Source organism: Halomonas sp. LES1 (genome assembly GCF_031846005.1).
Lineage (GTDB): Bacteria > Pseudomonadota > Gammaproteobacteria > Pseudomonadales > Halomonadaceae > Halomonas.
This window is the reverse complement of sequence record NZ_JAVRGC010000005.1, coordinates 16,034-41,934: the sequence shown is the minus strand read 5'-3', so window position 1 is coordinate 41,934 and position 25,901 is coordinate 16,034. Positions and strand designations below refer to the sequence as shown.

The following is a 25,901-nucleotide window of genomic DNA, read 5'->3' as shown; positions in this document are numbered from 1 at the left end:
CTAGCGTGGGCTCCGGGGAGGGTCAAGGCGCGTCACCAGGCGATTTAGCGTTGAAAGGTGGGCTTTTTTCTGTAGTTGCAGGGCGTCTTGCAGGGTTTTTTCCGCCGGCTGATCGGCGGGGGAAAGCGTCCCCAGTGGGTGGGTCATGGCCAGTGCTTCCAGCCGCGCGAGCGTCTCTCGTTCGGCCTGAAGTTCCGCCTGCTTGAGGGTATCACGTAGCCTGGCCACGCCCTCGAGTGATCCGGCGGCGACCTTGAGCTCGCGGCGCAGGCGCCGCAGCGGCAGGGTGACATCGCGTTGCCAGCGGTGTATCTCGACAAGCGCCGATTCGCAGTCTGGCTGCGGCACGGCGCCATGCCGCAGCAGCCAGCAGCGCCACAGCAGTTCACAGACATCGACCCCGGCGTCGTCCTGCAGCTGCAGGCAGGCAGCCTCGACCCCTTCCCGGGCGTAAAGCGTCAGGGCAAAGGGCCACAGCGGCTCTTCGGCGAGTCGAGCCCGCAGGATGGTCAGCATTTCGGTAGAATCGTCGATCATTGTCCTTTCGCCGCCGCCTCGAGCGGCGGCCACACTCTTGTGGAGCCCGCATGATCGCACTGCGCCAAGTTTCCCTGCAACGCGGCACCCAGGCCCTGCTCGAGGGCGCCGACCTGACCCTGCATGCCGGTCACAAGGCGGGCATCGTCGGCGCCAACGGGGCCGGCAAGTCGAGCCTGTTCAAGCTGCTGCTCGGTGAACTGACGCCGGACCGCGGTGAGATCGAGATGAGCGGCGGGCAGCGCATCGCGCATATGGCCCAGGAGGTGGAGGCGCTGTCGCGCTCGCTGCTCGATCATGTTCTCGATGGTCATACCGAGCTGCGTCGGGCCGAGGCGGCCCTGGCAGAGGCCAGGGAGGCCGGCGACGTCCATCGTGAGGCGGAGCTGCACGGCGTCATCGAGGCGCTGGACGGCTACAGCGCCCCGGCCAGGGCCGCCCAGCTGCTGGTAGGCCTCGGCTTCGCCCAGCAGGATCTGGAGCGCCCTCTATCATCCTTCTCGGGGGGCTGGCGGATGCGCGTCAACCTGGCGCGCACCCTGTTCATGCCCTCCGATCTGCTGCTGCTCGACGAGCCCACCAACCATCTCGACCTGGATGCCCTGCTGTGGCTCGAGCAGTGGCTGACACGCTATCCCGGCACCCTGCTGCTGATCTCTCACGACCGCGATTTCCTGGATGCGGTGTGCGACAGCATCGTGCACTTCGATCGCCGTTCCCTGGTGCTCTACCGCGGCAACTACACCACCTTCGAGCGCACCCGGGCCGAGAAGCTGGCGCTGCAGCAGGCCGAGGCCGCCAAGCAGCAGGCGCGCCGCGAGGAGATCGAGCGCTTCGTGGCTCGTTTCCGCGCCAAGGCCACCAAGGCCCGCGCGGCCCAGAGCCGTCTGAAGATGCTCGAGCGCATGGGCGACATCGCCGTGGCGCATGCCGACTCTCCCTTCCATTTCAGCCTGCCCGCCGCGGACAAGACCTCCCACCCACTGCTGGTGCTGGACGAGGCACGACTGGGCTATCGCCCCAAGGGCGAGGCGCCGGGCACGGAAAAGGTCCAGCTCGACAACGTCAGGCTGACGCTGCTGCCCGGACAGCGCATCGGCCTGCTGGGCCCCAATGGCGCCGGCAAGTCGACCCTGATCAAGACGCTTACCGGTGAGCTTGCGCTGCTCGCCGGCAAGCGCATCGCCGGGGAGCATCTCAAGGTCGGCTATTTCGCCCAGCATCAGCTGGAGGGGCTGGATCTCGCCTCCACCCCCTTCATGCATGTGCAGCGCCTCTCACCTACCGCCAGCGATCAGGAGATCCGCAACTTTCTGGGTGGCTTCGGCTTCCCGGGTGACGATGTCTTCGGTGAGGTGGGGCGCTTCTCGGGGGGTGAGAAGGCGCGCCTGGCGCTGGCCCTGGTGGCCTGGCAGAAACCCAATCTGCTGCTGCTCGATGAGCCCACCAACCACCTGGACCTCGAGATGCGCGAGGCGTTGACCGAGGCGCTGGCGGGTTTCGAGGGCACGGTGATCATCGTCTCTCACGACCGGCACCTGTTGCGTGCCAGCGTGGATGAGTTCTGGCGGGTGGCCGATCACCGGGTGGAGCCCTTCGACGGTGATCTGGAGGACTATCGGCTATGGCTCAAGGCCCGCCTGGAGGGCGAGCGCCGCGAGGCCCGCGGAGAGAGGGAGGAGCGCCAGCTCGACGGGGGCGCGTCGAAGGAGGATCGCAAGGCGTCGCGTCGCGCCGCCGCCGAGCTGCGCGAGAAGCTGCGCCCGCTGAAGAAACAGCGTGATCGCGCCGAGCAGGCCATGGAGAAGGTCCAGGCGGAGCTTGCCGGGGTGGAGGAGGGGCTCGGGGATGCCGAGCTCTATACCGACCCCGCCCGCAAGGAGGAGCTTACCGCGACCCTGGCCCGCCAGGGTGAGCTCAAGTCCCGCCTCGAGGATCTGGAGGCGGAGTGGCTCGCCGCCGAGGAGGCACTGGAAACCATGGAGGCTGAACTCGGTGGCTGAGGTGTCTGTGTCTGGGAGAGCCGGGCAAGCACGAAAAGCGACATATACCCCGGGTTGCTGGCGCAAGCGAAGCGACGTCCGGCGATCGCCAGGGATGGAGAGCGAGGGTCACCCGTGAGGGGTTATGTTGTGACCCGACGGACAGGTCGCGAGCGCAGCGGCAGGGTTTCAAACCGGGGGGCGCGACTCGTGCTTGCACGGTGTGAACAGGCTTGCAGCAGGCTCAGCTTTCGAGCAGAAAGGTCACCGGGCCGTCATTGACCAGCGCGACCTGCATATTGGCGGCGAACTCGCCGCTGGCGACCTTCGGCCAGGCGGCTTCGGCGCGTTCCAGCAGTCGATGGAAGAGGCGGTCGCCATCGGCGGGCGGGGCCGCGCTGGAGAAGCTGGGACGCAGCCCCTTGCGGGTGTCGGCGGCCAGGGTGAACTGGGAAACCAGCAGCAGGCCGCCGTCCACCTGCTGCAGATTGAGATTCATCTTGCCCTCGGCATCGCTGAAAACCCGATAGTGCAGCAGCTTGTGCAGCAGCCGCTCCACGGCGGCCTCGTCGTCTCCCTTCTCCACGCCGACCAGGGCCAGCAGGCCGTGGTCGATGGCCCCGACCACGCTTCCCTCCACCTCGACACTGGCGCGGGTCACGCGCTGAATCAACGCCTTCATCCCTGTCTCCCTGCAATCACGAACGCCGCGCAGGGTATCACATGCCGGTCGAGCCCTCCGCTACCAGGCACGACACAGCATGATGTCGCAGTGGGGCTCGGCCAGCAGCGACTCGGTGATCAGGCTCTGGCGGCCGAGCTGGCCCCGGCTACCCAGCGCCAGCAGATCCGGCGGCTGGTGACGCAGCCGGTTCATCAGCACCTCCAGAGGGGCCCCCTGCTCCAGCACCAGCGCCACCTCGGGCACGTCGTCGAGCTCGGCCATTAGGCGCTCGACCTCGGACTCCAGCTGGGCCTTCAGGCGTGCCACCTCGCGGTCGCGCCAGCGGGCGAAGTCGCTGCGCGAACCCAGCTCACGCTCGCCGGGAATGTCCCAGGCGTGGAGCAGGGTCAGGCGCGATTCGGGGAAGCGCCGCAGGGTCTCGCGCAGGGTGTGCCGGGAGGTGAGCGAGAAGTCCATGGGCAGCAGGACCTCTTGCCAGTCCTGGTTGGCGGTGTGGCTCACCGAGAGCACCGGGCAGGGGGCGCTGCGCAGCACCCGGGCCAGGGTGGTTCCGGCAACAAGGTCGGGCTGGCCGCGCTTGCGGTGGGCACCCAGCACGATCATGTCCACCTCGCGCTCGTGGGCTTCGCGGATGATCTCGGCGAAGGGGGTGCCGGTGACCGTCTGCAGCAGCACCCGCGGCTCCGGAAGGGCATACTCCTCGCGGATATCGGTGAGGGTGGCCTGCATGTCGGCTACCACGGCCTCCTCCAGGTCGTGAAGCACGCGGCGAGGCAGGTAGGGGTCGAGCACGTGGAGGACATCGAGGCGTGAACCCTGCTCGGTGGCCAGGCGAATGGCCCTGGCGAAGGCGGCACGGTTCTCGGCCGAGAGGTCGCAGGCGAACAGCAGGGTCGAGTTCATGACGGCTCCTGGGCGTGGCGCCACGGCGGTGTAGATCTTTAGCATGGGAGGCCTCGGCCATTGCTGCAAGGCGTGCGGCAAGGCCGAGGCACCGAAGGGGGTTACCACCAGGCGTGGAAGTGGTGCACCGGTCCATGGCCGTGGCCCACCCCCAGGCGTCGACTGGCGGCCAGCGCCTCGCCCAGCCAGCGCTTGGCCGATGCCACCGCTTCCTGGAGGGTGTCGCCCCGCGCCAGATGCGCGGTGATCGCCGAGGAGAGCGTGCAGCCGGTGCCGTGGAGGTTGGTGGTATCGACCCGGGCCCCCTCGATCCAGGTGGCCGCCTCGTCGGTGACCAGCAGGTCGGGGCACTCCTCGCCGCGCAGGTGCCCCCCCTTGAGCAGGGTGGCGCCGGCCCCCAGCTCGCGCAGGGCGGGGGCCATGGCCAGCATGCCGGTGCGGTCGATCGGAGCGGGGAGGCCCAGCAGCACCGCGGCCTCGGGCAGGTTGGGAGTGATCAGGTCGGCCTGGGGTACCAGGACCTCGCGCACCGCGCGGATGCCGGCGTCGTCCACCAGGATATCGCCGCTCTTGGCCACCATCACCGGGTCGAGTACCACCCAGCGAGGCCGGCGTTGCGCCAGGCTGTCGCGGATCACCTCGGCGACCTCGAGGCTGGCCACCATGCCGATCTTCGCCGCATCGATGCGCACGTCGTCGAGCAGGGTCGCGAGCTGAGCGGCGATAAAGTCGGCGGGCACCGGGTGAACCCCGCTGACGCCACGCGTGTTCTGGGCGGTCAGGGCGGTAATGACGCTGGTAGCATAGGCGCCCAGCGCCGAGAAGGTCTTGAGGTCGGCCTGGATGCCGGCGCCGCCACTGGGGTCGGCGCCGGCGATGGTCAGGGCATTGGGAATCCGGTCTGAGAGGGTCATCGTCGTTATGTCATCACAGGGTCATTGGAGACTTGCCAGCCTACTGCAAGGGCAGTGGGGTAGGCCATGCTGAGCCTCTTTCTGGTGGCCCTGGCCAGTGCCACCCTGCTGCCCGGTGGCTCCGAGGTATGGCTGGCCCGTCTGTGGTGTCTGGAACAGCCGGCCCTGGCGCTATGGGCGGTGGCCACCGCCGGCAATACCCTGGGCAGCCTGGTCAATGTGGCCCTGGGCCGCTACGCGCGCCACTTCCAGGGACGTCGCTGGTTTCCCGCCTCGCCGGCGAGCCTGGCGCGGGCGGAGCGCTGGTACCAGCGCTTCGGCGAATGGAGCCTGCTGGCCTCCTGGGCGCCGGTGATAGGTGATCCGCTCACCGTGCTGGCGGGCCTGTTCAGACTATCCTGGTGGCGGGCCATCCTGCTGATCGGGCTGGCCAAGGCGGGGCGCTATGCGCTGGTACTGTGGCTCGCCGAGGCCTGGCTGGCCCCGCTGTGCAGATAGGGGAGGGCACGGTCGCTGGAAAATCTCCCATCTTCTCCTAAGCTGATGGCGAGAATACGTAAGGCTGCTACTTATGCTGCCAGGCAACATGGTGGATGTGCCGGATCGTTCAGACGACATGGCATGAAGGTGGCATAGGCAGGGAAGCAGCGGATTTAGCGAGGAAGCGTGCATGGATCAGGAGACAGCGTTGATGGCCGAATACTGGGGCATTGGGTTCTTCATCCTGGCGGTCTTCGTTCTGTGCGCCTTCATGATCGGTATGTCCGCCATGCTGGGGGGGCGTAGCCGGGGTCGCAGCAAGGCACTACCCTTCGAGAGTGGCATCGTCGGCGCCGGCAGCGCCCGGCAGCGCTTTTCCATCCAGTTCTATCTGGTTGCCATGCTGTTCGTGATCTTTGACATCGAGGCGGTCTTCCTGTTCGCCTGGGCGGTATCCGTGCGCGAGGTCGGCTGGGCCGGGTTCTGGGGGGCGGCACTCTTCATTCTTATCCTGCTGGCGGGGCTGGTCTATGACAGCCGTGTCGGCGCGCTCAGCTGGGCCCCCAGGGGCAGCGATGGCATGCACCGTAGCGATCCGGCTCGGGTGCGACACTCGCCCGACGCCACACGCGAATCCGCCTAGCGGGACTCCACTCTTTGGATTTCAGGGGAGACATCGATGACGTACACCCTGACTCGGGCCGACGACGCCGTCGCCGAGGAGGCGCGCTACCCCTTGGAGAAGCGCCAGCACGTCGCGGACCCGATGCGTGAGCAGGTCCATCGCAGCGTCTTCACCGGCAAGCTCGAGGAGGTGCTGAACTCGACGGTCAACTGGGGACGCAAGCACTCGCTGTGGCCCTACAACTTCGGTCTCTCCTGCTGCTATGTCGAGATGACCAGCGCCTTCACGGCACCCCACGATATCGCCCGCTTCGGCGCCGAGGTGATCCGCGCCTCGCCGCGCCAGGCGGACTTCATGGTCATCGCCGGCACCTGCTTCGTGAAGATGGCACCGGTCATCCAGCAGCTCTACGACCAGATGCTCGAGCCCAAGTGGGTGATCTCCATGGGCTCCTGCGCCAACTCCGGCGGCATGTACGACATCTACTCGGTGGTGCAGGGAGTCGACAAGTTCCTGCCGGTGGACGTCTACGTGCCGGGCTGCCCGCCGCGCCCCGAAGTCTTTCTGCAGGGGCTGCAGCTGCTTCAGGACTCGATACAGGAGGAGCGTCGGCCGCTCTCCTGGGTGGTCGGCGATCAGGGCGTATATCGTGCCGAGATGCCGTCCCAGCGTGAGAGGAACCGCGAGCGACGCATCCAGGCGACGCAGCTGCGCACGCCGGACAGCGTCTAGGGGGCACCTGCAACCTGCTTCACGACAGCCTGGGCAGGCTATGGATCGGCATGCCTTACCGTCATGACTTCAGGACGAGGGGATCTCTACCAGGATGAACGTCGACCACACCGACACCCGTGCAACATCCGCTCTCGATGGCCGAGCCGGCTCGCTGGTCGAGAGGCTGAGCGAGCGCTTCGGCGCGCAGCTGCTCCACGAGCAGGCCACCCTGACCGGCATGCCGGTGCTCTGGGTGGCACGGGAGGCGCTGCTCGAGGTGTTGGAGACGCTGCGCGCTGCACCGGAGTCTTTCGAGATGCTCTTCGATCTCTCTGCCACCGACGAGCGCCTGCGAGAGCATCGGGCGGCACCGCCGGCGGCGGACTTCACCGTCTTCTACCAGCTGCTGTCGGTTTCGGGGAATCGCGACATCATGCTCAAGGTCGCCCTGGACATGGACGACCTGCGTCTGCCCAGCGCGGCGGGCCTCTACCGCAACGCCAACTGGTATGAGCGGGAAGTCTGGGACATGTTCGGCATCCGCTTCGAGGGCCATCCCAACCTTTACCGCATCCTGATGCCGCCGACCTGGAACGGCCACCCGCTGCGCAAGGATCATCACGCCCGGGCCACCGAGTTCGACCCCTACACCCTGACCGTGGAGGGGCAGGACCAGGAGCAGCAGGCGCTCAAGTTCGATCCCGAGGCCTGGGGGATGCGGCGCCAAAACGAGAACACGGAGTTCATGTTCCTCAACCTGGGGCCCAATCACCCCTCCGCTCACGGCGCCTTTCGCATCGTGCTGCAGCTCGACGGCGAGGAGATCATCGACTGCGTGCCGGATATCGGCTATCACCATCGCGGCGCGGAGAAGATGGGGGAACGCCAGTCCTGGCACAGCTTCATCCCTTATACCGACCGTATCGACTACGTGGGCGGGGTGATGAACAACCTGCCCTACGTGCTGGCGGTGGAGAGGCTCGCGGGGATCGAGGTGACCGAGCGCGCCCGGACCGTGCGGGTGATGATGGCGGAGCTGTTTCGCATCACCAGCCATCTGCTGTTCCTGGGTACCTATCTTCAGGACCTCGGCGCCATGTCGCCGGTCTTCTATACCTTCACGGATCGCCAGAAGGGCTACGAGGTGATCGAGGCGATCACCGGCTTTCGCATGCATCCGGCGTGGTTTCGTATCGGCGGCCTGATGCAGGACCTGCCCAAGGGCTGGGACCGGCTGATGCAGGAGTTCGTCGACTGGATGCCCGCCCGTCTCAGGGAGTACGAGCGGGTGATGATGGAAAACTCCCTGGTGCGCGATCGCACCAAGCATGTTGCCGCCTTCGATACCGCCAATGCCCTGGCCTGGGGCGTCACCGGCCCCAATCTGCGTGCCACCGGCTGCGACTTCGATCTGCGCAAGAAGCGCCCCTACTCGGGCTACGAGAACTTCGACTTCGAGGTGCCCCTGGGCCACAACGGCGACGCCTTCGATCGTGGCCAGCTGCGCATCGAGGAGATGCGCCAGAGCGTGCGGATCATCCAGCAGTGCATCGACCATATGCCGGCGGGAGACTACAAGGCGGATCATCCCCTGACCACGCCGCCGCCACGCGAACGCATGCTGCAGCATATCGAGACGCTGATCACCCACTTCCTGCAGGTCTCCTGGGGGCCGGTGCTGCCGGCCAACGAGTCGCTCTCGATGGTCGAGGCGACCAAGGGTATCAACGGCTACTATCTGACCAGTGACGGCGGCACCATGAGCTACCGCACGCGTATCCGCACGCCGAGTTTCCCGCACCTGCAGCAGATGCCCGAGCTGATGCGTGGCGGCTTCGTGCCGGACCTGATCGCGCATCTGGGCAGTATCGATTTCGTCATGGCCGACGTGGACCGCTGATCATGATGTCGCAGATACCTTCTTCCTCCGCCGCCGACACCGTCGACACCGTCGATACCATCGCTACCGATGGCTTCCAGCTCCATGAGGAGGATCGGCGCGCCATCCTCGAGGAGCGCGGGCGCTACGAGCAGCCCCGGGCGGCCTGCATCGAGGCGCTGAAGATCGTGCAGCGCCGCCATGGCTGGGTGCCGGACGGCGCCATCGTTGCCATCGCTGAGACGCTGGGGGTCGGTGCGGGAGAGGTCGAAGGCGTGGCGACCTTCTACAGCCTGATCTTTCGTCAGCCGGTGGGACGCCATGTGATCCTGGTCTGCGACAGCAGCGCCTGCTTTTTGACCGGCTTCGAGGCGCTCAGCGCCGCCCTGAGCCGGCGTCTCGGTATCCACTTCGGTCAGACCACCGCGGACGGGCGCTTCACCCTGCTGCCGGTATGCTGCCTGGGCGCCTGCGACCGCGGGCCGGCGATGGTGATCGACGAGGACACCTTCGGTCCCATCGCGGCGGACGTTCTGGAGGAACTCCTGGAGGCCTATCCATGAACGCGATACCCAGGGATTCCCGGCTGCGCTATCGCTGCCAGCTGCGCCAGGGTGCCGAGGAGCGCCGCGCCGATACCCATCCGCTGACCTGGCGGCTGCGCGAGGATGGTGCGCGGGTCGGTTTCGAGGAGTACCGCGAGAAGGAGGGCTATCGGGGCGCGGCATACACCCTCGAGCGCTGCACGCCCGACGAGGTGATCGATACCATGAAGCGGGCCAACGTGCGCGGTCGCGGAGGCGGCGGCTTCTCCGCCGGCGTCAAGTGGAGCCTGACCCTGGTGGGCGATCAGCTGCCTCGCGGCTATCTGCTCTGCAACGCCGATGAGATGGAGCCGGGCACCTTCAAGGATCGCCTGCTGTTGGAGCAGCAGCCGCATCTGCTGATCGAGGGCATGATCATCGCCGGCTACGCCAATCGTTCCCGGTACGGCTACATTTTCCTGCGCGGCGAGTACGTCGAGGCGGCGCGCTCTCTGGCCCTGGCCCTGGAGGAGGCGCGGGAGGCCGGCTGGCTGGGTGAAAGCGTCAACGGCAGTGGCTTCGACTTCGATATCGCCCTGCATACCGGTGCCGGACGCTACATCTGCGGCGAGGAAACCGCCCTGATCAACTCCCTGGAGGGCAAGCGCGCCAATCCCCGGACCAAGCCGCCGTTTCCCGGCCAGTCCGGCGCCTGGGGCAAGCCCACGGTGGTCAACAACGTCGAGACCCTGTGCAACGCCCCGGGTGTCATGCAGCACGGCGCGGAGTGGTACCAGGGCTTGTCCGACGGCCTGAGCGAGGATGGCGGCACCAAGCTTTACGGTGTCTCCGGTCTGGTCGAGCGCCCCGGGCTCTGGGAGTTGCCCATCGGCACCCGCGGCCGGGAGATCCTCGAGCGCGCCGGGGGCATGCGTGAGGGCCATACCCTAAAGACCTGGCTACCCGGCGGCGGCAGCACCGGCTTCCTGCTCCCGGAACACCTCGAGCTGCCCCTGGACTTCGATACCGTCGGCGACCACGGCAGCCGTCTGGGCACCGGCCTGCTGACGGTGGTCAGCGAGCGTCAGAGCATCGTGGCGCTGCTGCGCAATCTCGAACAGTTCTTCGCCCGGGAGTCCTGCGGCTGGTGCACCCCCTGCCGCGACGGCCTGTCCTGGGTCGTCAAGCTGCTTCAGGCCCTTGAGCGCGGCGAGGGCGAGCCGGGGGACATCGAGCTCCTCGAGCAGCACGCCACGGATCTGGGGCCGGGGCAAACCTTCTGTGCCCACGCCCCGGGGGCGGCGATGCCGCTGGAGTCGGCGATCCGCCACTTCCGGGCGGACTTCGAGGCCGGCATTGTCCATTCGGTGCTTGAGGGGGGGAGCTGATGGCGACGATTCATGTGGGTGGCAAGGCCTACGAGGTGGACGGGTCGGACAATCTGCTGCACGCCTGCCTCTCCCTGGGGTTCGACATTCCCTACTTCTGCTGGCATCCGGCGATGGGCAGCATCGGCGCCTGCCGCCAGTGCGCGGTCAAGCAGTACAAGGATGCCGACGACACCCAGGGCAAGATCGTGATGTCCTGCATGACCCCGGCCGCGGACGACAGCTGGATCTCCATCGATGACGCGGAGGCCAGGGCGTTTCGTGCCCAGGTGGTGGAGTGGCTGATGACCTACCATCCCCACGACTGTCCCGTCTGCGAGGAGGGTGGCCACTGTCATCTGCAGGACATGACGGTGATGACCGGCCACAATCGGCGCCGCTATCGTTTCCGCAAGCGCACCCACCGCAACCAGTATCTGGGCCCCTTCATCGCCCACGAGATGAATCGCTGCATCAACTGCTACCGCTGCGTACGCTTCTACAATGACTATGCCGGTGGCACCGATCTGGGTGTCTTCGGCACGAGCAACAACCTCTATTTCGGGCGCCATCGGGAAGGCATCCTGGAGAGCCCCTTCTCCGGCAACCTGGCCGAGGTCTGTCCCACCGGGGTCTTCACCGACCGGACGCACTCGAACCGCTACGTCCGCAAGTGGGACATGCAGTTCGCGCCCAGCATCTGCCACCAGTGCGCCCTGGGCTGCAATATCAGCCCGGGGGAGCGCTACGGCGAGATTCGCCGTATCGTCAACCGCTACCATGGCGATCTCAACCGCTACTTCCTCTGCGATCGAGGGCGCTTCGGTTACGGCTACGTCAATCGCGCCGATCGGCCTCGCCGGCCTGAATGGCGCAGCGGGCATACCGCCGATATGGTCACCCTGGAAGTGGACCCATCCCTGGACCGCGGCGCGGACCTGCTGCGCAGCGCCGAGCGGGTAATCGGCATCGGCTCGCCGCGGGCCAGCCTGGAGAGCAACCATCAGCTGATCGAGCTGGTCGGCGAGGAGAACTTCTCCAGCGGTATCGCCGCCCGGGAGCAGGCATGCCTCACGCGCATGGCGGAGCTGGAAGTCTCCTGCGGCCTGCCGGTTCCCACCCTGCGCCAGGTGGAGGAGCACGATGCGGTGCTGGTGCTGGGAGAGGACCTGCTGCACAGTGCCGCGCGTCTGGCGCTGGGGGTGCGTCAGGCGGTGCTGGGGATTCGTGATGAGCTGGCCGAGGAGCGCGGCATTTCGGCCTGGAACATCGAGGCCGTCAAGACCCTGGCTCAGGACAGCCGCCATCCACTGTTCATCGCCTATCCCGCCGCCACCGAGCTGGACGCCATCGCCGCGGACCGCTGGCAACTGACGCCTCAGGACATCGCGCGACTGGGTTTCGCCATCGCTCATGCCATCGATGCCAGCGCGCCTCGTGTGGAAGGGCTCGATGCTGCCCTGGAGGCATCGGCCCGGGCGGTGGCCGACCAGCTGCTGAAAGCGACGAAGCCACTGGTGATTAGCGGCGGCTCTCTGGAGTCCACGCGGGTGCTGGATGCCGCCGGCAGCATCGCCCGGGCGCTCTCGCGACGCGCCAGGAGCGCCGGCCTGATGCTGGTGCGCCGCGAGGCCAACAGCACCGGTGCCGCCCTGCTCGGCGGCCGGCCCCTGGAGTGGGCCCTGGACGAGGTCGTGACGGGCCGCGCCGACGCCCTGGTGGTACTCGAAAACGACCTCTACGCGCGCCTGCCCCAGGCCCGGGTGGAGGCCGCCCTGGATGCCGTGGAGGAGCTGGTGGTGCTGGACCATCAGCGCACTCCCACCTGGCAGCGGGCCAGGCTCGGGTTGCCCGCGACGAGCTTTGCCGAGGGCAGCGGCACCCTGGTCAACCTGGAGGGGCGTGCGCAGCGCTTCTTCCAGGTCTTCGATCCGCGTCATCTGCGTCCGGAAAGCCGCCTGCACGATGGCTGGCACTGGCTGCACGCCCTGCGCACCAGCCTGTATCGGGAAGTCGCCAGCGCTATTACCCTGGATGAGGTCACCGCGGCCTGCGCCCGTCGCCACCCCGCCCTGAAAGGCATCCTCGACGCGGCCCCGGGGGGCGATTATCGCGTGGCGGGCAGCCGCCTGGCCCGGGCGCCGCACCGCTACAGCGGTCGTACCTCCATGCGCGCCGACATCGAGGTGAGCGAACCGCGCGTCCCTCAGGACAAGGATTCGCCCTTCGCCTTTTCCATGGAGGGCTACAGCGGCGTGGCGCATCCGCGCCGGGAGATCCCCTTCGCCTGGGCACCGGGCTGGAACTCGCCCCAGGCCTGGAACAAGTTTACCGATCAGGTGGGCGGGCATCTGCGCGGTGGAAATCCGGGCGTGCGTCTGGCCGTGCCGCGTCTCGGCGCCCATGACGACGATCCCGATATTCCCGAGGCGTTCGTCGCCACGCCGGGGGAGTGGCGGGTGCTGGTGCTGCCGCGGCTGTTCGGCGGCGAGGAGACCTCGGCCCTGGCCGCGCCCATTCGCGAGCGCGCCGGCCCTCCTAAGCTGGGCCTGAGCGAGCGGGACGCGCAGCGGCTGGGGCTCACCGAGGGTAGCCCGGTCACGCTGGCGAACGCCAGCGCCCGGCTGACGCTGCCGCTGTGCTGCAATCAGCAGCTGCCCGATGGCGTGGTGAGCCTGCCGGCGGGCGTGACCCAGGAGTTCGCCAGCGGCGACAAGGCGCGAATCGAGGCGCCCGACACGGTGACCGCCGAGGAGAAGCGCTGATGGAGTGGCTGACCCCACAAGTCGTCGCCATCGTCCTGGCCATGCTGCAGGCGCTGGTGATCCTGCTCGCCGCGGTGCTGGCCGGGGCGGTGCTCACCGTGGTGGAGCGGCGCCTGCTGGGTCTGTGGCAGGACCGCTATGGCCCCAATCGCGTCGGACCCTTCGGCTCGCTGCAGCTGATCGCCGACATGATCAAGATCTTCTTCAAGGAGGACTGGATTCCGCCCTTCGCGGATCGGCCGATCTTCGTGCTGGCGCCGGCCATCGCCATGGCCTCGCTGCTGCTCTCCTTCATCATCATCCCTATCACCCCCGGCTGGGGCGTGGCGGACTGGAACATCGGCCTGCTGTTCTTCCTGGCCATGGGCGGCATCAATGTCTATTCGGTGTTGCTGGGCGGTTGGGCCAGTGGCAACAAGTATGCGCTGATCGGCGCCATGCGCTCCTCGGCCCAGACGATCTCCTACGAGATCTTCATGGGGCTGTCGCTGATGGGGGTCGTCGCCATGGCCGGCTCCTTCAACCTGCGCGAGATCGTCAACGCCCAGCAGGGGCTGTGGTATGTCATTCCGCAGTTTCTGGGGTTCTGCAACTTCCTTGTCGCCGGCTTCGCGGTGGTGCACCGCCATCCCTTCGACCAGCCGGAGGCGGAGCAGGAGCTGGCGGACGGCTACCATATCGAATACTCCTCCATGAAGTTCGGCATGTTCTTCATCGGCGAGTATGTCGGCATGCTGCTGATCTCGGCGCTGGTCGTCACCCTGTTCTTCGGCGGCTGGCACGGCCCGCTGCTGCCGCCCATCGTCTGGTTCGTGATCAAGACCGGCGTCTTCCTGGTGCTGTTCATCCTGGTGCGGGCCGCGCTGCCCCGGCCGCGTTACGACCGGGTGATGACCTTCGGCTGGATCGTCTGCCTGCCGCTGACGCTGATCAACCTGCTGGTGACCGGCGCGGTCATCCTGCTCGTCGCGCCGGCCTGATAGGAGGAGGAGTTGCCATGTACAAGGGGCTTTTGAAAGGCATTGGCTCTCAGCTGCGTACCCTGAGCACGATCTTCATGCACGGCTTTCGCAAGCGCGAGACCCTCAGCTATCCGGAAGAAGAGGTCTATCTGTCGCCGCGCTATCGCGGGCGCATCGTGCTGACCCGAGACCCGGACGGCGAGGAGCGCTGCGTGGCCTGCAACCTGTGCGCCGTGGCCTGTCCGGTGGACTGCATCGCGCTGCAGAAGGGCGAGCAGGAGGACAGCCGCTGGTATCCGGAGTTCTTCCGCATCAACTTCTCGCGCTGCATCTTCTGCGGGATGTGCGAGGAGGCCTGCCCGACCTCGGCGATCCAGCTTACCCCCGACTTCGAGATGGGCGAGTACCGTCGCCAGGAGCTGGTCTACGAGAAGGAGGACCTGCTGATCAACGGCCCGGGCAAGGATCATGACTACCACTTCTACAAGGTGGCGGGCCTGGCCATCGCCGGCAAGCAGAAGGGCCAGGCGCAGGATGAGGAGGAGCCGGTCGACGTCACCAGCCTGCTGCCATGAGGGGCGAATCCGACAACCGTCGCTGGGCCGCTATGGCCAAGGAGAGACCATGGAGTTTGCGTTTTACCTGAGCGGACTGGTCGCGGTGCTGGCCACCCTCGGCGTGATCACCAACCCCAATCCGGTGCACGGGGTGCTGTACCTGGTGGTGTCGCTGCTGGCGGTGGCCATGGTGTTCTTCTCCCTGGGCGCGCCCTTCGCCGGCGTCCTGGAGATCATCGTCTATGCCGGGGCGATCATGGTGCTCTTCGTCTTCGTGGTGATGATGCTCAATCTGGGAGAGGCGGGGGTCGCCCAGGAGCGCGCCTGGCTGCGGCCGCGCACCTGGCTGGGCCCCTCGCTGCTCGCCGCCTTCCTGCTGCTGACCCTGAGCGTCCTGCTGTGGCGGGGCGACGCCGGCATGCTGATGCAGCGCGGCGATGCGCTGACCGCCAAGGCGGTGGGCACCCGGCTGTTCGGACCCTGGCTGCTGGTAGTCGAGCTGAGTGCCCTGCTGCTGCTGGCGGCGCTGGTGACCGCCTCCCATGTGGGCCGTCTACCGACGACGCCAAAACCGTCCTCATCCGATCGCCGTCAGGAGGCGCCATGAGCAGCGTGCCCGTGGAACACGGCCTGGTGCTGGCCGCCATCCTCTTCACCCTGGGGCTGGCGGGACTGCTGTTTCGTCGCAATATGATCTTTATCCTGATGAGCCTCGAGATCATGCTGAATGCCGCGGGACTGGCGTTCATCGTCGCCGGCACCGCCTGGCAGCAGCCCGAGGGGCAGGCGATGTTCCTGCTGGTGATCACCCTGGCGGCGGCGGAGGCGAGCGTGGGGCTGGCGCTGCTGATTCAGCTGCAGCATCGCTTCAAGACCCTGGATATCGACGTGGTCAGCAGGATGCGCGGATGATGGAACCAGTGACTTCACTGCCCTCGATGGGGGCACTGCTTGCCCTGACCTTCCTGCTGCCCCTGGCGGGCATGCTGATCCTGAGCCTGTCCCGGGGCACCCTCGGGGAGCGATCCAGCGCGACCGTCGGCGTCACCAGCCTGGGGCTGGCCGCCCTGGTCACCCTGCTGATCGCCCTGCGCTACCTTGCCGAACCGGGCGCCTATCGGGTCACCCTCTGGCACTGGATCGCCGTGGGCGATTTCCAGCCGACCATCGGCCTGACCCTGGATGGCCTCTCCCTGACCATGCTGGGAATCATCACCGGCGTGGGCTTCCTGATTCACCTCTTCGCCGCCTGGTACATGCGCGGCGAAGAGGGCATCACCCGCTTCTATGCCTACATGAACCTCTTCGTGTTCAGCATGGTGCTGCTGGTGCTGGGCGACAACCTGCTGCTGCTGTTCCTGGGCTGGGAAGGGGTCGGCCTGTGCAGCTATCTGCTGATCGGCTACTACTACCGCGACAGCGCCAACGGCTGGGCCGGCTTCAAGGCCTTTATCGTCACCCGCATCGGCGATGTCTTCCTGGCCATCGGCATGTTCCTGATCTTCGCCCGGATGGGCACCCTGGACATCGCCGAGGTCCTCGCCGTTGCGCCCCTGCTGTGGGGCTCCGGCGATCTCGTGGTGGAGGTCGCGGCCTTCCTGCTGCTGGGCGGGGCGCTGGGCAAGTCGGCGCAGCTGCCGCTGCATACCTGGCTGGCGGACGCCATGGCCGGCCCCACCCCGGTATCGGCGCTGATCCATGCCGCCACCATGGTCACCGCCGGGGTCTACCTGATCGCTCGCATGCACGGACTCTTCGAGCTTGCGCCCCTGGCCCTTCATGCCACCGGCGTCATCGGCGCCCTGACCCTGCTGCTGGCGGGCTTCGCTGCCCTGGCCCAGACCGACATCAAGCGCGTGCTGGCCTACTCCACCATGAGCCAGATCGGCTACATGTTCCTGGCCCTGGGCGTCGGCGCCTATGACGCGGCGCTCTTCCATCTGATGACCCACGCCTTCTTCAAGGCGCTGCTGTTCCTCGCCGCCGGCGCGGTCATCGTCAGCTGCCATCACGAGCAGGACATGCGTCGTCTGGGCGGGCTGTGGCGCAGGTTGCCCCTGGCCTACGTGGGCTTTCTCGTCGGCGGCGCGGCCCTGGCGGCGCTGCCGCTGGTCACCGCCGGCTTCTACAGCAAGGACGAGATCCTGTGGCAGGCACTGGCATCCGGGCACGCCGGCCTGCTGCTGGCCGGCCTGATCGGTGCCTTGCTGACATCGGTTTACACCCTGCGCCTGATCATCGGCATCTTCCACGGCGAGGCGAAGAGCGACGGCGCCCGGCATGCCGAAGCGGGGCGGGGCCTGGCCCATGGGGTGCCGCTGGTGGTGCTGGTGGTGCTCTCGACCTTCCTGGGGGGCTGGATCACGCCGCCGGTGGACGATGTGCTGGTCGCGAGTCCCGGGACGGGTGTGGAGGCCGGGCATACTGCGCTCGTGTGGGTCGCCTCCGCCACGGCGCTGATCGGCATCGTCCTGGGCGGCTGGCTGTTCCTGACCAAGTGCGACTGGCTGTCTCGCGTTACCCGCGAGGGGCCGGGAGCCGGGCTCTGGCGCCTCTGGAACCGCGCCTGGGGCTTCGACACGCTTTTCGACTGGACGCTGGTGCGGCCCTATAGAGGCCTGGTCTGGCTGCTGAAAGGCGACCTGTTCGACGGCGTCTTTCGCCTGGTGGCTAGGGCGCTGCGCCTCGTGCATTTCGGGCTTTCTCGAGCCCAGACCGGCAGGCTGCGCGGCTATGCCACCACCATGACGGTAGGGGCGGCGCTGATCCTGCTGAGTCTGGCCCTGTTCATGTAGCGCTGGTGGGCGCTAGTGCCCAGTGTTCTCCTGACGGGATGCGATATCTATGATTCTCGTGTGGCTGATTGTGATTCCCTTCGTCGGCGGGATCTTGTGCTGGCAGGCGGAGCGCCTGGGCGACAGGCCGACCCGCTGGATCGCGCTTATCACCATGCTGATCGAGCTGGCGATTCCGCTGTGGCTATGGGGCCAGCTCGACTTTGGCCTGCCGGCGCTGGATGGCGAGGATCCGCGATGGGCCCTGGAGTTCCGGGCACCCTGGATTCCGCGCTTCGGTATCGACATTCACCTGGCCCTGGACGGGCTCTCCCTGGCCCTGATTGCCCTGACCGGCTTTCTCGGCGTGCTGGCGGTGGTCTGCTCCTGGAAGGAGATCGTCGGGCGCATCGGCTTCTTTCACCTCAACCTGCTGTGGATTCTCGGCGGGGTGATCGGCGTCTTCCTGGTCATGGATCTCTTCCTGTTCTTCTTCTTCTGGGAAATGATGCTGGTGCCGATGTACTTCCTGATCGCGCTATGGGGGCATAGCGGCTCCCGGGGGCGAACTCGCATCGGGGCCGCCACCAAGTTCTTCATCTATACCCAGGCCAGCGGGCTGCTGATGCTGGCGGCGATACTGGGGCTGGTGTTCGCTCACCATGCCAATACCGGCGACTACTCCTTCAGCTACGAGGTGTTGCTGGGCACGTCCTTGTCCCCGACCTTGGCCTTCTGGCTGATGCTGGGCTTCTTCATCGCCTTCGCGGTCAAGCTGCCGGTGGTGCCCTTCCACGGCTGGTTGCCCAACGCCCATGCCCAGGCCCCCACCGCGGGTAGCGTGGATCTGGCGGGCATCCTGCTCAAGACCGGCGCCTACGGCATGCTGCGCTTCGCGCTGCCACTGTTTCCAGAGGCCTCCCAGGCCTTTGCGCCGGTGGCGATGGGGCTGGGGCTGCTGGGGATCTTTTACGGCGCGATACTCGCCTGCGGCCAGCAGGACATCAAGCGCTTCATCGCCTATACCAGCATCGCTCACATGGGCTTCGTGCTGATCGGCATCTACTCCGGCTCGTCGCTGGCCCTGCAGGGCGTGGTGGTGCTGATGCTGGCTCACGCCTTCTCCGCGGCGGGGCTGTTCATCCTCAGCGGGCAGCTCTATGAGCGCCTGCATACCCGCGACATGACCCTGATGGGGGGGCTCTGGGGGCGGCTGGGCAGCCTGCCGGGGTTCTGGCTGTTCTTCGTCGCGGCGTCGCTGGGCATGCCGACCACCGCCAACTTCGTCGGAGAGTTCATGGTGCTGTTCGGCACCTTCTCCACGGCTCCCTGGGTCGTGGTCGCCGCCAGCGTGGGCCTGGTGCTGGCGGCCGTCTACTCGCTGATATTGATGCAGCGGGTGCACTATGGCCCGCCCCGCAGCGATGAGCCCCTGGCGGGGCTCGATACCCGGGAATTCCTCATGATGCTGACGATCCTGGCCCTGGTGCTGTGGCTCGGGCTCTATCCTCAGCCGCTGCTGGATACCACCGGCGCCGCCATGGATGGGGTGCAGCAGCTGTCCGAGATCTTCGACCGCGTTCCCGCCGGAGCGGACGCCCTGACGGAGGTTCGCTGATGTTGACGAGTGCTCGCTTCGTCGCCCTGCTGCCGCTGATGCTGGTGGCGGCCTCGGCCGTCACGGTGATGCTGGGCATCGCCTGGCGCCGGCAACATGCGGCCACGGTGGCCGTCACCGCGCTGGGGCTTTCGCTTGCGCTCGTCGCTCAGGTGATCGCCTGGCAGGCGGGGCCGGTGCAAACGCCGCTGCTGGCCTTCGATGGCCTGGCGATGCTGGGCGGCGTGCTGATCCTGGGGTCGACCCTGATCTGCGCCATCCTGTCGCACGCCTATCTCGAGCAGTATCGGGGCGCCCGGGAGGAGTTCTACCTGCTGCTGCTGTGTGCCGCGGCGGGTGGCCTGACGCTGGCGGCGAGCCGTCATCTTGCCAGCCTGTTCGTCGGCCTGGAACTGCTCTCCATGCCGCTCTACGGCATGCTGGCCTACGCCTATCGAGAGCGCCGCTCCCTGGAAGCCGGCGTCAAGTACCTGATTCTCTCCGCCGCGGCGAGCGCCTTCCTGCTGTTCGGCATGGCGCTGCTCTACGCCCAGACCGGCGAGCTGCGGTTCGATGTTCTGCTGGTCGAGCTGAGCGGGGAAACCGGCCTCTGGGGACTGGCCGGTGTCGGCATGATGGTGGTCGGCCTGGGCTTCAAGCTCTCCGTGGTCCCCTTTCATCTCTGGACCCCGGATGTCTACGAGGGCGGGCCAGCGCCGGCGGCCACCTTCCTGGCCACCGCCAGCAAGGTGGCGGTGTTCTTCCTGCTGCTGCGCCTGGTGCTTGACGTGCCCGGCCTTCAGGGGCGGTGGCTGCAGACCCTGCTGGCGATACTGGCGCTGGCCAGCATGCTGGTGGGCAACCTGCTGGCGCTGACCCAGTCCAATCTCAAGCGCCTCCTCGGCTACTCTTCCATCGCCCATTTCGGCTACCTGCTGGTGACACTGGTCGTGGGGGACGGACTGGCGGCGGAGACCGGCGGCGTCTATCTGATTACCTACGTACTGACCACCCTGGCCGCCTTCGGAGTGGTCACCCTGATCTCCGGTGCCGCCGGTGGCGAGGATGTGGCGGCGCTGCACTACTACCGTGGCCTCTTCTGGCGCCGTCCCTACCTCACGGCGGTGCTGACCATCGCCATGCTCTCCCTGGCGGGCATTCCCGCCACGGTAGGCTTTATCGGCAAGTTCTATATCATCGCCCTGGGCGTCGAGGCAAGCCGCTGGTGGCTGGTGGGCGGCATCATCCTGGGCAGCGCCATCGGCCTCTACTACTACCTGCGGGTCATGGTGACACTCTACCTGCTGGCGCCGGGCATGCAGCGACGCGATGCGCCCCACGACTGGGGCGCACGTGCCGGGGGGCTGGTGGTACTGGGCGTGGCGCTCGCCGTCATCGTGCTGGGGCTCTATCCGGCGCCGATGATCGATATGGCAGCTCAGCTGGGCGGGGTGCCGTAGAACGGGTCATATCCGGCTCGGTAGCCAGGTAGCCAGGCTCGGGAAGAGCGCCAGCGCCACCAGCATGCCGAGCTGGATCAGGATAAAGGGGATCACGCCACGATAGATCGCCGAGGTGGGCACCGACTCGGGGGTGACGCCGCGCAGGTAGAAGAGCGCGAAGCCGAAGGGTGGCGTCAGGAATGAGGTCTGCAGGTTGATGGCGATCATGATGCCCAGCCAGATGGGGTCGAGCCCCATGGCCAGCAGCACCGGCCCGACGATGGGCACCACCACGAAGGTGATCTCGATGAAGTCGAGGATGAAGCCGAGCAGGAAGATCACCAGCATGACCACCAGGGTGGCTCCCACCACGCCGCCGGGCAGCGATTCGAACAGCTCGACGACCAGCTCCTCGCCGCCGAAGGCGCGGAAGACCAGCGAGAACAGTGCGGCACCGATCAGGATCAGGAACACCATGCTGGTGACCTGAGCGGTGGAGTGGACCACATCGCGCAGCATGGTGAGGTTCAGGCGGCGATTGGTCAGCGCCAGCAGGAAGGCGCCGAAGGCGCCCACCGCCGAGGCCTCGGTGGGGGTGGCGAAGCCGCCGAGGATCGAGCCCAGGACCGCCACGATCAGCAGCACCGGTGGCAGCAGCCCCTTGAGCAGCAGTGGCCAGAGGCTGCCGTTGTGATCGAGCTCCTCCATCAGTGCCTGGCGGTCCACCGGGGGGGCGAGGCTGGGCCTCAGCCAGGCGGTCAGGGTCACGTAGAGGATATAGACCACGACCAGCAGCAGCCCCGGGATGAGGGCGCCGATAAAGAGATCGCCCACCGAGAGGGTCTTGGGGCTCCAGACGCCCATCGCCAGCTGGGCCTGCTGGTAGGCGTTGGAGAGCACGTCGCCGAGCAGTACCAGGGCGATGGAGGGGGGGATGATCTGGCCCAGGGTGCCGGTGGCGCAGATGGTGCCGGTGGCGAGCGAGGGCGAATAGCCGCGCTTGAGCATGGTGGGCAGCGACAGCAGGCCCATGGTCACCACGGTGGCGCCGACGATGCCGGTGGAGGCGGCCAGCAGCATGCCGACCAGCACCACGGCGATGCCCAGCCCGCCGCGCAGGGCGCCGAAGGCCAGGGCCATGGCGTCGAGCAGCGTCTCGGCGACCCGTGACTTCTCCAGCAGCACTCCCATCAGCACGAACAGGGGCACCGCCAGCAGTGTCTGGTTGGTCATGATGCCGAAGAGGCGGTTGGGCATGGCGCTGAGGTAGCCCGGCTCGAAGGGGACGGGGACTCCCAGGTGGGTCAGCGCGAAGCCGAGCCCGGCGAAGAACAGGGCGGTGCCCGCCAGCGACAGGGCGACCGGATAGCCGAGCATCAGCACGCCGCAGATGGTGACAAACAGCAGCAGGGGAATCAGTTCAAGCAGCGTCGTCAGCATTACGGCTGTTCCTCGTGGCGCGGGGTGTCGGAAGAGAGTCGGCCGCTACGGATCAGCGTCTGACGAATCAGCTGGGCGATACCCTGGACCAGCAGCAGTGCCGCCATTGCCAGGATCAGGCTCTTGAGCAGGAAGACGCCGGGTATGCCCCCGTCGGGGGAGCGCTCGAGGATCGCCCAGCTGCTGCTCACATAGCCCAGGCTGCCGAGCAGGATATAGAGCGTCACCGGCAACAGCAGGAAGAGGGTACCGAACAGGTCGACGCTCGCCCGGCTGCGTGGCGAGCGCTTGCGATAGAAGATATCGACACGCACATGGCCGTCATGCTGCAGGGTCCAGGCGGCCCCGAGCATGAATACCATGGCGTGCATATACATCACCGACTCCTGCAGGGCGATGCTGTGGATGCCGAAGACGTAGCGCATCACCACGATGGCGAACTGTACCGCCATCATCACCAGCACCAGCCAGGCGGTGGTACGGCCGACCAGGTCGGTCACGGCGTCAAGCCCCCTGAGCAGGGCCGGTGGGCGAGTGTCAGGCATGTCTCCTCCTGCAGGTTGGTCAGGAGGCGCATCTTCGCCGATTCGCCGTCAAACGTCACCCGTTGCCGACCCCGTGGCCTAGTTGGCGTCGCCCTGTGGGTGGGTGACAAGCGCCTGGAGACAGGCCGGCGGCAGACGAACGTCCACCGCGATCGGCAGGTGGTCCGAAAACAGATGGTCGAGCACGCGGACCTCGTCGGCCTCCAGGGAGTTGGAGAGCAGGATGTGGTCCAGGGCGCGACGCGGCTGCCACGAGGGGTAGCTCAAGGGAGGGCGTACCGGGTGAAGCGGCAACGAGGCGGAGAAGCGCTGGTGGCCATGGAGCTGCTCGGGGGTACAGTTGAGATCGCCCATCACCACCACATGGCGCAGCGGCTGGATGATCTCGGAGAGATAGTCGAGCTGGCGGACACGGCCGCGGTGGCTGAGGGCCAGGTGAGCGACAAACAGGTGCAGGGCGTCGGGGCCATCCCCGAAGCGGGCATGAATGGCACCTCGCCCGGGCAGCGTGCCGGGGAGCTGGTGCTCCTCGATATGGGCCGGGGCAAGTCGCGACAGCAGGCCGTTGCTGTGCTGGGCGATACGGCCCAGGTTGCGGTTGAGCTGCTGATAGTGGTGAGGAAAGCCGCCACGGGTGGCCAGGTACTCCACCTGGTTGACCTGGCTGGAACGGAAGCTGCCACCGTCGGCTTCCTGAAGGCCGACGATATCGAAGCGGCCCAGCACCTCGCTGACCATGGCCAGTCGGCGTAGCCGCCGGGGATGAGGCAGCAGGTGCTGCCAGCTGCGGGTCAGGTAGTGGTGGTAGGCCGAGGTCTGGATGCCGACCTGCAGGTTGAAGGTCAGCAGCTTGAGGTGGCCGCCCTTCAGGGGCGGCACTCTTGCCTCCGCGAGGTGAGACATCTACTCCTCACGCTCCTCGCGAACCTTGTCGACCAGAGCCTCGGCGATCTGCGGCATGTTGGCCAGGCTGCCGGCGCTGCTCGGCGTCACCAGGTAGCGGCCGTCGACCATCAGGGCGGGTACTCCCATCAGGCGCATGGTGCGCATGCGGGTGTTGGCCTGGTTGACCCGGCTCTTTACCGCGAAGGAGTCGAGGGCCTGCAGCGCCTCTTCCTCGCTGACACCGTAGTCGCTGAAGAAGTCGGCGATGTCGCCGCTGTCGGTCAGTCTCTGCCCCTCTTCATGAATGGCATGGAAGAAGTCGTCATGGATGGCGTCGAGAATGCCCAGCGCCTCGGCAGCGTAGAAGGCCCGGGCGTGCTTGTTCCAGTCACCGCCCATGGTGGCCGGCATGCGCTGGAAACTGATGTCATCGGGAGTCTCCGCCAGCCAGGCGTTGAGTGGCTCCTCGAGGTTGTAGCAGTGGGGGCAGCCGTACCAGAAGGCCTCGGTGACCTCGATCTGCCCCTCATCCACGTGGGTCTCAACAGCCTCGGGCAGCACCTCGTAGTGTTCACCCTCCACCAGGTTTTGGGCATTGGCGAGGCCGGGCAGGGCGAGACTGGCGAGTACCAGCATCAGGGGTTTCAACATGGGCATCTCTCTCCTTGGTGAGGAATCGCGTCCGGGCGTGTCCGGATGTTGCTGCCTTTGAGCGCATCCTCGGGCCTGGGTTCCCGGGATGCCAAGGCGGATATGACAGGGGCGGCCCGAAGGCCGCCCCGATCGTGTACAGAGTCGCCGAGCGAGGCGGGCTCAGTGCAGGCCCAGCACATAATTGGCCACGGCCTCCATGTCGCGGTCGCTCATCTTGGAAGCGATATCGCGCATGATATTGGCCGGGTCATTGGCGCGGTTGCCGGCGGCGAAGTCCTGCAGGGTAGACACGGTGTAATCGGCATGCTGGCCGGAGAGTGCCGGATAAACGGCGGTGCCGATGCCCTGGCCGGTCGGGGTGTGGCAGGCGGCACAGGCCGGGATGCCCTTGGCCATGTCGCCGGCGCGATAGAGCTCGCGGCCGCGCTCTACCAGCAGCTCGTCGGCATCGGCCTGGCCCAGAGCGGGGCTCTTGTCGGAGAAGAACTTGGCCACGTCCCAGGCATCCTGGTCGGAGAAGTTGTCGACCTGGCCGGCCATCTGCGGCACCACGCGGTTGCCGTCGCGGATATCCATGATCTGCTTGGCCAGGTAGGACGTCTGCTGACCCGCCAGGTTGGGGAAGGCGCCCGAGGGGCTGATGCCCTCCTGACCATGACAGGCGGCGCAGGCCACTGCCTTCTCCTTGCCCGCTGCCGCATCGGCATCGGCCTCGAGGTCCGCGTGGGCGGCGCCGACGGCGCCTATGGTGATTGCCAGGCTTGCCAGTAACTTTCTCATCGCTAATCCACTATGCCGTTACGTTGTTGACCGGTACGTACCCTGGGTCTCGCCCGGATCGCGACGTCGGCCAGCCTCTGTGGGCTCGAGCGGGCCAATCGCGGACGTCGTGGGCGCGGTGGTACACTAGCGTGCCCCGGGTCGCAGACAAAAGACACTGTATTATACCGAATCACCCCGTCGGCGGGAATGCAAGCCGACGGGCCCTTGATCAATGTCAGGAATTCTTGCCCATGGCGCGACTCAACCCTTGTCTCAACTACCAGACCGCCCGCTTTCTCATCAGCGCCCCCACCCTGGCCCACTGCCCCGATGGCGGTGGCGCCGAGGTGGCATTCGCGGGCCGTTCGAATGCGGGAAAATCCAGCGCAATCAATACGCTGACGCGGCAGAGCGGGCTGGCCCGCATCTCCAAGACGCCCGGACGTACCCAGCTGATCAACTTCTTCTCGCTGGGGGACGACAGTGACCGGCGCCTGGTGGACCTGCCCGGCTACGGTTATGCCAAGGTGCCGGAGGCGGTCAAGCTGGAGTGGCAGCGTCATCTTTCCGAGTATCTGCGGCACCGCGACGCCCTGCGCGGGCTGGTGCTGGTGATGGATGTGCGTCACCCGCTCTCCGAGTTCGACCAGACCATGCTGGGCTGGGCCGATGAGCAGGAGATGCCGGTGCATATCCTGCTGACCAAGGCCGACAAGCTCAAGCGTGGTGCGGCGGCAAATGCCCTGCAGCAGGTGCGCTCACGGCTGCGCGAGTGGGAGGACCTGGTGACCATCCAGCTGTTCTCGTCGCTCAAGCTTCAGGGCATCGAGGAGCTCGAGGCGCGCCTCGATGGCTGGCTGCTGGGCGCCGTGGAAGAGTAACCACAAGGACGGAGCCTCCCCGCCAGC

General features: G+C 66.8%; 25 protein-coding genes. 16 read left to right on the top strand and 9 right to left on the bottom strand.

Going from position 1 to position 25,901, the window contains the following annotated elements; genetic code table 11:
* On the bottom strand, positions 1 to 537 hold the full coding sequence (locus RM463_RS11905; protein WP_195688601.1) for a TIGR02444 family protein: 537 nt from the start codon (positions 535 to 537) through the stop codon (positions 1 to 3).
* 50 nt (positions 538 to 587) lie between these two features.
* On the opposite strand from RM463_RS11905, the gene RM463_RS11900 reads away from it, so the two are divergent.
* Positions 588 to 2,540 carry an ATP-binding cassette domain-containing protein gene (locus tag RM463_RS11900; RefSeq protein WP_195688600.1) on the top strand — a complete coding sequence of 651 codons (1,953 nt, stop codon included), beginning with the start codon at positions 588 to 590 and terminating at the stop codon, positions 2,538 to 2,540.
* A 223-nt stretch (positions 2,541 to 2,763) separates the two neighbouring features.
* Here the strand turns inward: RM463_RS11900 and dtd are convergent, their stop codons facing one another.
* The 3 genes from dtd to thiD all read right to left on the bottom strand — a co-directional run bounded on the left by dtd (position 2,764) and on the right by thiD (position 5,021).
* The gene (gene dtd, locus RM463_RS11895; RefSeq protein ID WP_195688599.1) at positions 2,764 to 3,201 is read right to left on the bottom strand and encodes a D-aminoacyl-tRNA deacylase; all 438 of its coding nucleotides are present in this window, start codon (positions 3,199 to 3,201) and stop codon (positions 2,764 to 2,766) included.
* A 60-nt stretch (positions 3,202 to 3,261) separates the two neighbouring features.
* Positions 3,262 to 4,107, bottom strand: coding sequence for a universal stress protein (locus tag RM463_RS11890; RefSeq protein ID WP_195688598.1), 846 nt, complete (start codon positions 4,105 to 4,107; stop codon positions 3,262 to 3,264).
* Positions 4,108 to 4,208: 101 nt separating this feature from the next.
* The gene (thiD, locus tag RM463_RS11885) at positions 4,209 to 5,021 is read right to left on the bottom strand and encodes a bifunctional hydroxymethylpyrimidine kinase/phosphomethylpyrimidine kinase (protein WP_195688597.1); all 813 of its coding nucleotides are present in this window, start codon (positions 5,019 to 5,021) and stop codon (positions 4,209 to 4,211) included.
* Positions 5,022 to 5,087: 66 nt separating this feature from the next.
* Here thiD and RM463_RS11880 point away from each other — a divergent pair, with 66 nt between their 5' ends.
* The 14 genes from RM463_RS11880 (at position 5,088) to nuoN (ending at position 20,725) form a co-directional block, all read left to right on the top strand.
* Positions 5,088 to 5,519, top strand: a complete 432-nt coding sequence (locus tag RM463_RS11880) for a YqaA family protein (RefSeq protein WP_311430160.1) — start codon at positions 5,088 to 5,090, stop codon at positions 5,517 to 5,519.
* A 172-nt stretch (positions 5,520 to 5,691) separates the two neighbouring features.
* Positions 5,692 to 6,144: an NADH-quinone oxidoreductase subunit A gene (gene ndhC / locus RM463_RS11875; RefSeq protein WP_195688595.1), complete on the top strand. Its 453-nt coding sequence runs from the start codon at positions 5,692 to 5,694 to the stop codon at positions 6,142 to 6,144.
* Positions 6,145 to 6,180: 36 nt separating this feature from the next.
* A complete protein-coding gene (locus RM463_RS11870) occupies positions 6,181 to 6,858 on the top strand; it encodes an NADH-quinone oxidoreductase subunit B family protein (protein WP_195688594.1) in 678 nt (225 codons plus the stop codon).
* A 94-nt stretch (positions 6,859 to 6,952) separates the two neighbouring features.
* A complete protein-coding gene (gene nuoC, locus RM463_RS11865) occupies positions 6,953 to 8,740 on the top strand; it encodes an NADH-quinone oxidoreductase subunit C/D (protein ID WP_195688593.1) in 1,788 nt (595 codons plus the stop codon).
* Between the two features lie 5 nt (positions 8,741 to 8,745).
* Positions 8,746 to 9,282 (top strand): NADH-quinone oxidoreductase subunit NuoE, encoded by a 537-nt coding sequence (nuoE, locus tag RM463_RS11860; protein WP_195688870.1) that lies wholly within the window; start codon positions 8,746 to 8,748, stop codon positions 9,280 to 9,282.
* Positions 9,279 to 10,631 (top strand): NADH-ubiquinone oxidoreductase-F iron-sulfur binding region domain-containing protein, encoded by a 1,353-nt coding sequence (locus RM463_RS11855; RefSeq protein ID WP_195688592.1) that lies wholly within the window; start codon positions 9,279 to 9,281, stop codon positions 10,629 to 10,631. Before nuoE ends, RM463_RS11855 begins: the two co-directional genes overlap by 4 nt.
* Entirely contained in the window at positions 10,631 to 13,375 is a 2,745-nt protein-coding gene (gene nuoG / locus RM463_RS11850; RefSeq protein WP_195688591.1) for an NADH-quinone oxidoreductase subunit NuoG, read from the top strand. Before RM463_RS11855 ends, nuoG begins: the two co-directional genes overlap by 1 nt.
* Positions 13,375 to 14,355 carry an NADH-quinone oxidoreductase subunit NuoH gene (nuoH, locus tag RM463_RS11845; RefSeq protein ID WP_195688590.1) on the top strand — a complete coding sequence of 327 codons (981 nt, stop codon included), beginning with the start codon at positions 13,375 to 13,377 and terminating at the stop codon, positions 14,353 to 14,355. Before nuoG ends, nuoH begins: the two co-directional genes overlap by 1 nt.
* 17 nt (positions 14,356 to 14,372) lie before the next feature.
* Complete coding sequence (gene nuoI / locus RM463_RS11840) at positions 14,373 to 14,912, top strand: NADH-quinone oxidoreductase subunit NuoI (protein ID WP_311430159.1); 540 nt, start codon at positions 14,373 to 14,375, stop codon at positions 14,910 to 14,912.
* Between the two features lie 49 nt (positions 14,913 to 14,961).
* Positions 14,962 to 15,501: an NADH-quinone oxidoreductase subunit J gene (gene nuoJ / locus RM463_RS11835; RefSeq protein WP_195688588.1), complete on the top strand. Its 540-nt coding sequence runs from the start codon at positions 14,962 to 14,964 to the stop codon at positions 15,499 to 15,501.
* The gene (nuoK, locus tag RM463_RS11830; RefSeq protein ID WP_195688587.1) at positions 15,498 to 15,806 is read left to right on the top strand and encodes an NADH-quinone oxidoreductase subunit NuoK; all 309 of its coding nucleotides are present in this window, start codon (positions 15,498 to 15,500) and stop codon (positions 15,804 to 15,806) included. Before nuoJ ends, nuoK begins: the two co-directional genes overlap by 4 nt.
* On the top strand, positions 15,803 to 17,689 hold the full coding sequence (gene nuoL, locus RM463_RS11825; RefSeq protein WP_229333010.1) for an NADH-quinone oxidoreductase subunit L: 1,887 nt from the start codon (positions 15,803 to 15,805) through the stop codon (positions 17,687 to 17,689). The genes nuoK and nuoL overlap by 4 nt, the downstream gene beginning before the upstream one ends.
* A 49-nt stretch (positions 17,690 to 17,738) precedes the next feature.
* Positions 17,739 to 19,286 carry an NADH-quinone oxidoreductase subunit M gene (nuoM, locus tag RM463_RS11820; protein ID WP_311430158.1) on the top strand — a complete coding sequence of 516 codons (1,548 nt, stop codon included), beginning with the start codon at positions 17,739 to 17,741 and terminating at the stop codon, positions 19,284 to 19,286.
* Positions 19,286 to 20,725 (top strand): NADH-quinone oxidoreductase subunit NuoN, encoded by a 1,440-nt coding sequence (nuoN, locus tag RM463_RS11815; RefSeq protein ID WP_195688585.1) that lies wholly within the window; start codon positions 19,286 to 19,288, stop codon positions 20,723 to 20,725. Before nuoM ends, nuoN begins: the two co-directional genes overlap by 1 nt.
* A gap of 6 nt (positions 20,726 to 20,731) precedes the next feature.
* On the opposite strand, the gene RM463_RS11810 is transcribed toward nuoN, so the two are convergent.
* The 5 genes from RM463_RS11810 to RM463_RS11790 form a co-directional block, all read right to left on the bottom strand.
* On the bottom strand, positions 20,732 to 22,147 hold the full coding sequence (locus RM463_RS11810; protein ID WP_195688584.1) for a TRAP transporter large permease subunit: 1,416 nt from the start codon (positions 22,145 to 22,147) through the stop codon (positions 20,732 to 20,734).
* Entirely contained in the window at positions 22,147 to 22,692 is a 546-nt protein-coding gene (locus tag RM463_RS11805; protein ID WP_195688583.1) for a TRAP transporter small permease subunit, read from the bottom strand. Before RM463_RS11805 ends, RM463_RS11810 begins: the two co-directional genes overlap by 1 nt.
* A 78-nt stretch (positions 22,693 to 22,770) precedes the next feature.
* A complete protein-coding gene (locus RM463_RS11800) occupies positions 22,771 to 23,595 on the bottom strand; it encodes an endonuclease/exonuclease/phosphatase family protein (RefSeq protein WP_195688582.1) in 825 nt (274 codons plus the stop codon).
* Positions 23,596 to 24,228 carry a thiol:disulfide interchange protein DsbA/DsbL gene (locus RM463_RS11795; RefSeq protein WP_195688581.1) on the bottom strand — a complete coding sequence of 211 codons (633 nt, stop codon included), beginning with the start codon at positions 24,226 to 24,228 and terminating at the stop codon, positions 23,596 to 23,598.
* 162 nt (positions 24,229 to 24,390) lie between these two features.
* Positions 24,391 to 25,011, bottom strand: coding sequence for a c-type cytochrome (locus RM463_RS11790; protein ID WP_195688580.1), 621 nt, complete (start codon positions 25,009 to 25,011; stop codon positions 24,391 to 24,393).
* A 233-nt stretch (positions 25,012 to 25,244) separates the two neighbouring features.
* On the opposite strand from RM463_RS11790, the gene yihA reads away from it, so the two are divergent.
* The gene (gene yihA / locus RM463_RS11785; protein ID WP_195688579.1) at positions 25,245 to 25,874 is read left to right on the top strand and encodes a ribosome biogenesis GTP-binding protein YihA/YsxC; all 630 of its coding nucleotides are present in this window, start codon (positions 25,245 to 25,247) and stop codon (positions 25,872 to 25,874) included.
* Positions 25,875 to 25,901: the final 27 nt, after the last annotated feature.

Bases quoted from the DNA above. Each gene is read 5' to 3' on its own strand.
- RM463_RS11905 (WP_195688601.1), bottom strand. From the start codon at position 537: ATGATCGACGATTCTACCGAAATGCTGACCATCCTGCGGGCTCGACTC.
- RM463_RS11900 (WP_195688600.1), top strand. From the start codon at position 588: ATGATCGCACTGCGCCAAGTTTCCCTGCAACGCGGCACCCAGGCCCTG.
- dtd (WP_195688599.1), bottom strand. From the start codon at position 3,201: ATGAAGGCGTTGATTCAGCGCGTGACCCGCGCCAGTGTCGAGGTGGAG.
- RM463_RS11890 (WP_195688598.1), bottom strand. From the start codon at position 4,107: ATGAACTCGACCCTGCTGTTCGCCTGCGACCTCTCGGCCGAGAACCGT.
- thiD (WP_195688597.1), bottom strand. From the start codon at position 5,021: ATGACCCTCTCAGACCGGATTCCCAATGCCCTGACCATCGCCGGCGCC.
- RM463_RS11880 (WP_311430160.1), top strand. From the start codon at position 5,088: ATGCTGAGCCTCTTTCTGGTGGCCCTGGCCAGTGCCACCCTGCTGCCC.
- ndhC (WP_195688595.1), top strand. From the start codon at position 5,692: ATGGATCAGGAGACAGCGTTGATGGCCGAATACTGGGGCATTGGGTTC.
- RM463_RS11870 (WP_195688594.1), top strand. From the start codon at position 6,181: ATGACGTACACCCTGACTCGGGCCGACGACGCCGTCGCCGAGGAGGCG.
- nuoC (WP_195688593.1), top strand. From the start codon at position 6,953: ATGAACGTCGACCACACCGACACCCGTGCAACATCCGCTCTCGATGGC.
- nuoE (WP_195688870.1), top strand. From the start codon at position 8,746: ATGTCGCAGATACCTTCTTCCTCCGCCGCCGACACCGTCGACACCGTC.
- RM463_RS11855 (WP_195688592.1), top strand. From the start codon at position 9,279: ATGAACGCGATACCCAGGGATTCCCGGCTGCGCTATCGCTGCCAGCTG.
- nuoG (WP_195688591.1), top strand. From the start codon at position 10,631: ATGGCGACGATTCATGTGGGTGGCAAGGCCTACGAGGTGGACGGGTCG.
- nuoH (WP_195688590.1), top strand. From the start codon at position 13,375: ATGGAGTGGCTGACCCCACAAGTCGTCGCCATCGTCCTGGCCATGCTG.
- nuoI (WP_311430159.1), top strand. From the start codon at position 14,373: ATGTACAAGGGGCTTTTGAAAGGCATTGGCTCTCAGCTGCGTACCCTG.
- nuoJ (WP_195688588.1), top strand. From the start codon at position 14,962: ATGGAGTTTGCGTTTTACCTGAGCGGACTGGTCGCGGTGCTGGCCACC.
- nuoK (WP_195688587.1), top strand. From the start codon at position 15,498: ATGAGCAGCGTGCCCGTGGAACACGGCCTGGTGCTGGCCGCCATCCTC.
- nuoL (WP_229333010.1), top strand. From the start codon at position 15,803: ATGATGGAACCAGTGACTTCACTGCCCTCGATGGGGGCACTGCTTGCC.
- nuoM (WP_311430158.1), top strand. From the start codon at position 17,739: ATGATTCTCGTGTGGCTGATTGTGATTCCCTTCGTCGGCGGGATCTTG.
- nuoN (WP_195688585.1), top strand. From the start codon at position 19,286: ATGTTGACGAGTGCTCGCTTCGTCGCCCTGCTGCCGCTGATGCTGGTG.
- RM463_RS11810 (WP_195688584.1), bottom strand. From the start codon at position 22,147: ATGCTGACGACGCTGCTTGAACTGATTCCCCTGCTGCTGTTTGTCACC.
- RM463_RS11805 (WP_195688583.1), bottom strand. From the start codon at position 22,692: ATGCCTGACACTCGCCCACCGGCCCTGCTCAGGGGGCTTGACGCCGTG.
- RM463_RS11800 (WP_195688582.1), bottom strand. From the start codon at position 23,595: ATGTCTCACCTCGCGGAGGCAAGAGTGCCGCCCCTGAAGGGCGGCCAC.
- RM463_RS11795 (WP_195688581.1), bottom strand. From the start codon at position 24,228: ATGTTGAAACCCCTGATGCTGGTACTCGCCAGTCTCGCCCTGCCCGGC.
- RM463_RS11790 (WP_195688580.1), bottom strand. From the start codon at position 25,011: ATGAGAAAGTTACTGGCAAGCCTGGCAATCACCATAGGCGCCGTCGGC.
- yihA (WP_195688579.1), top strand. From the start codon at position 25,245: ATGGCGCGACTCAACCCTTGTCTCAACTACCAGACCGCCCGCTTTCTC.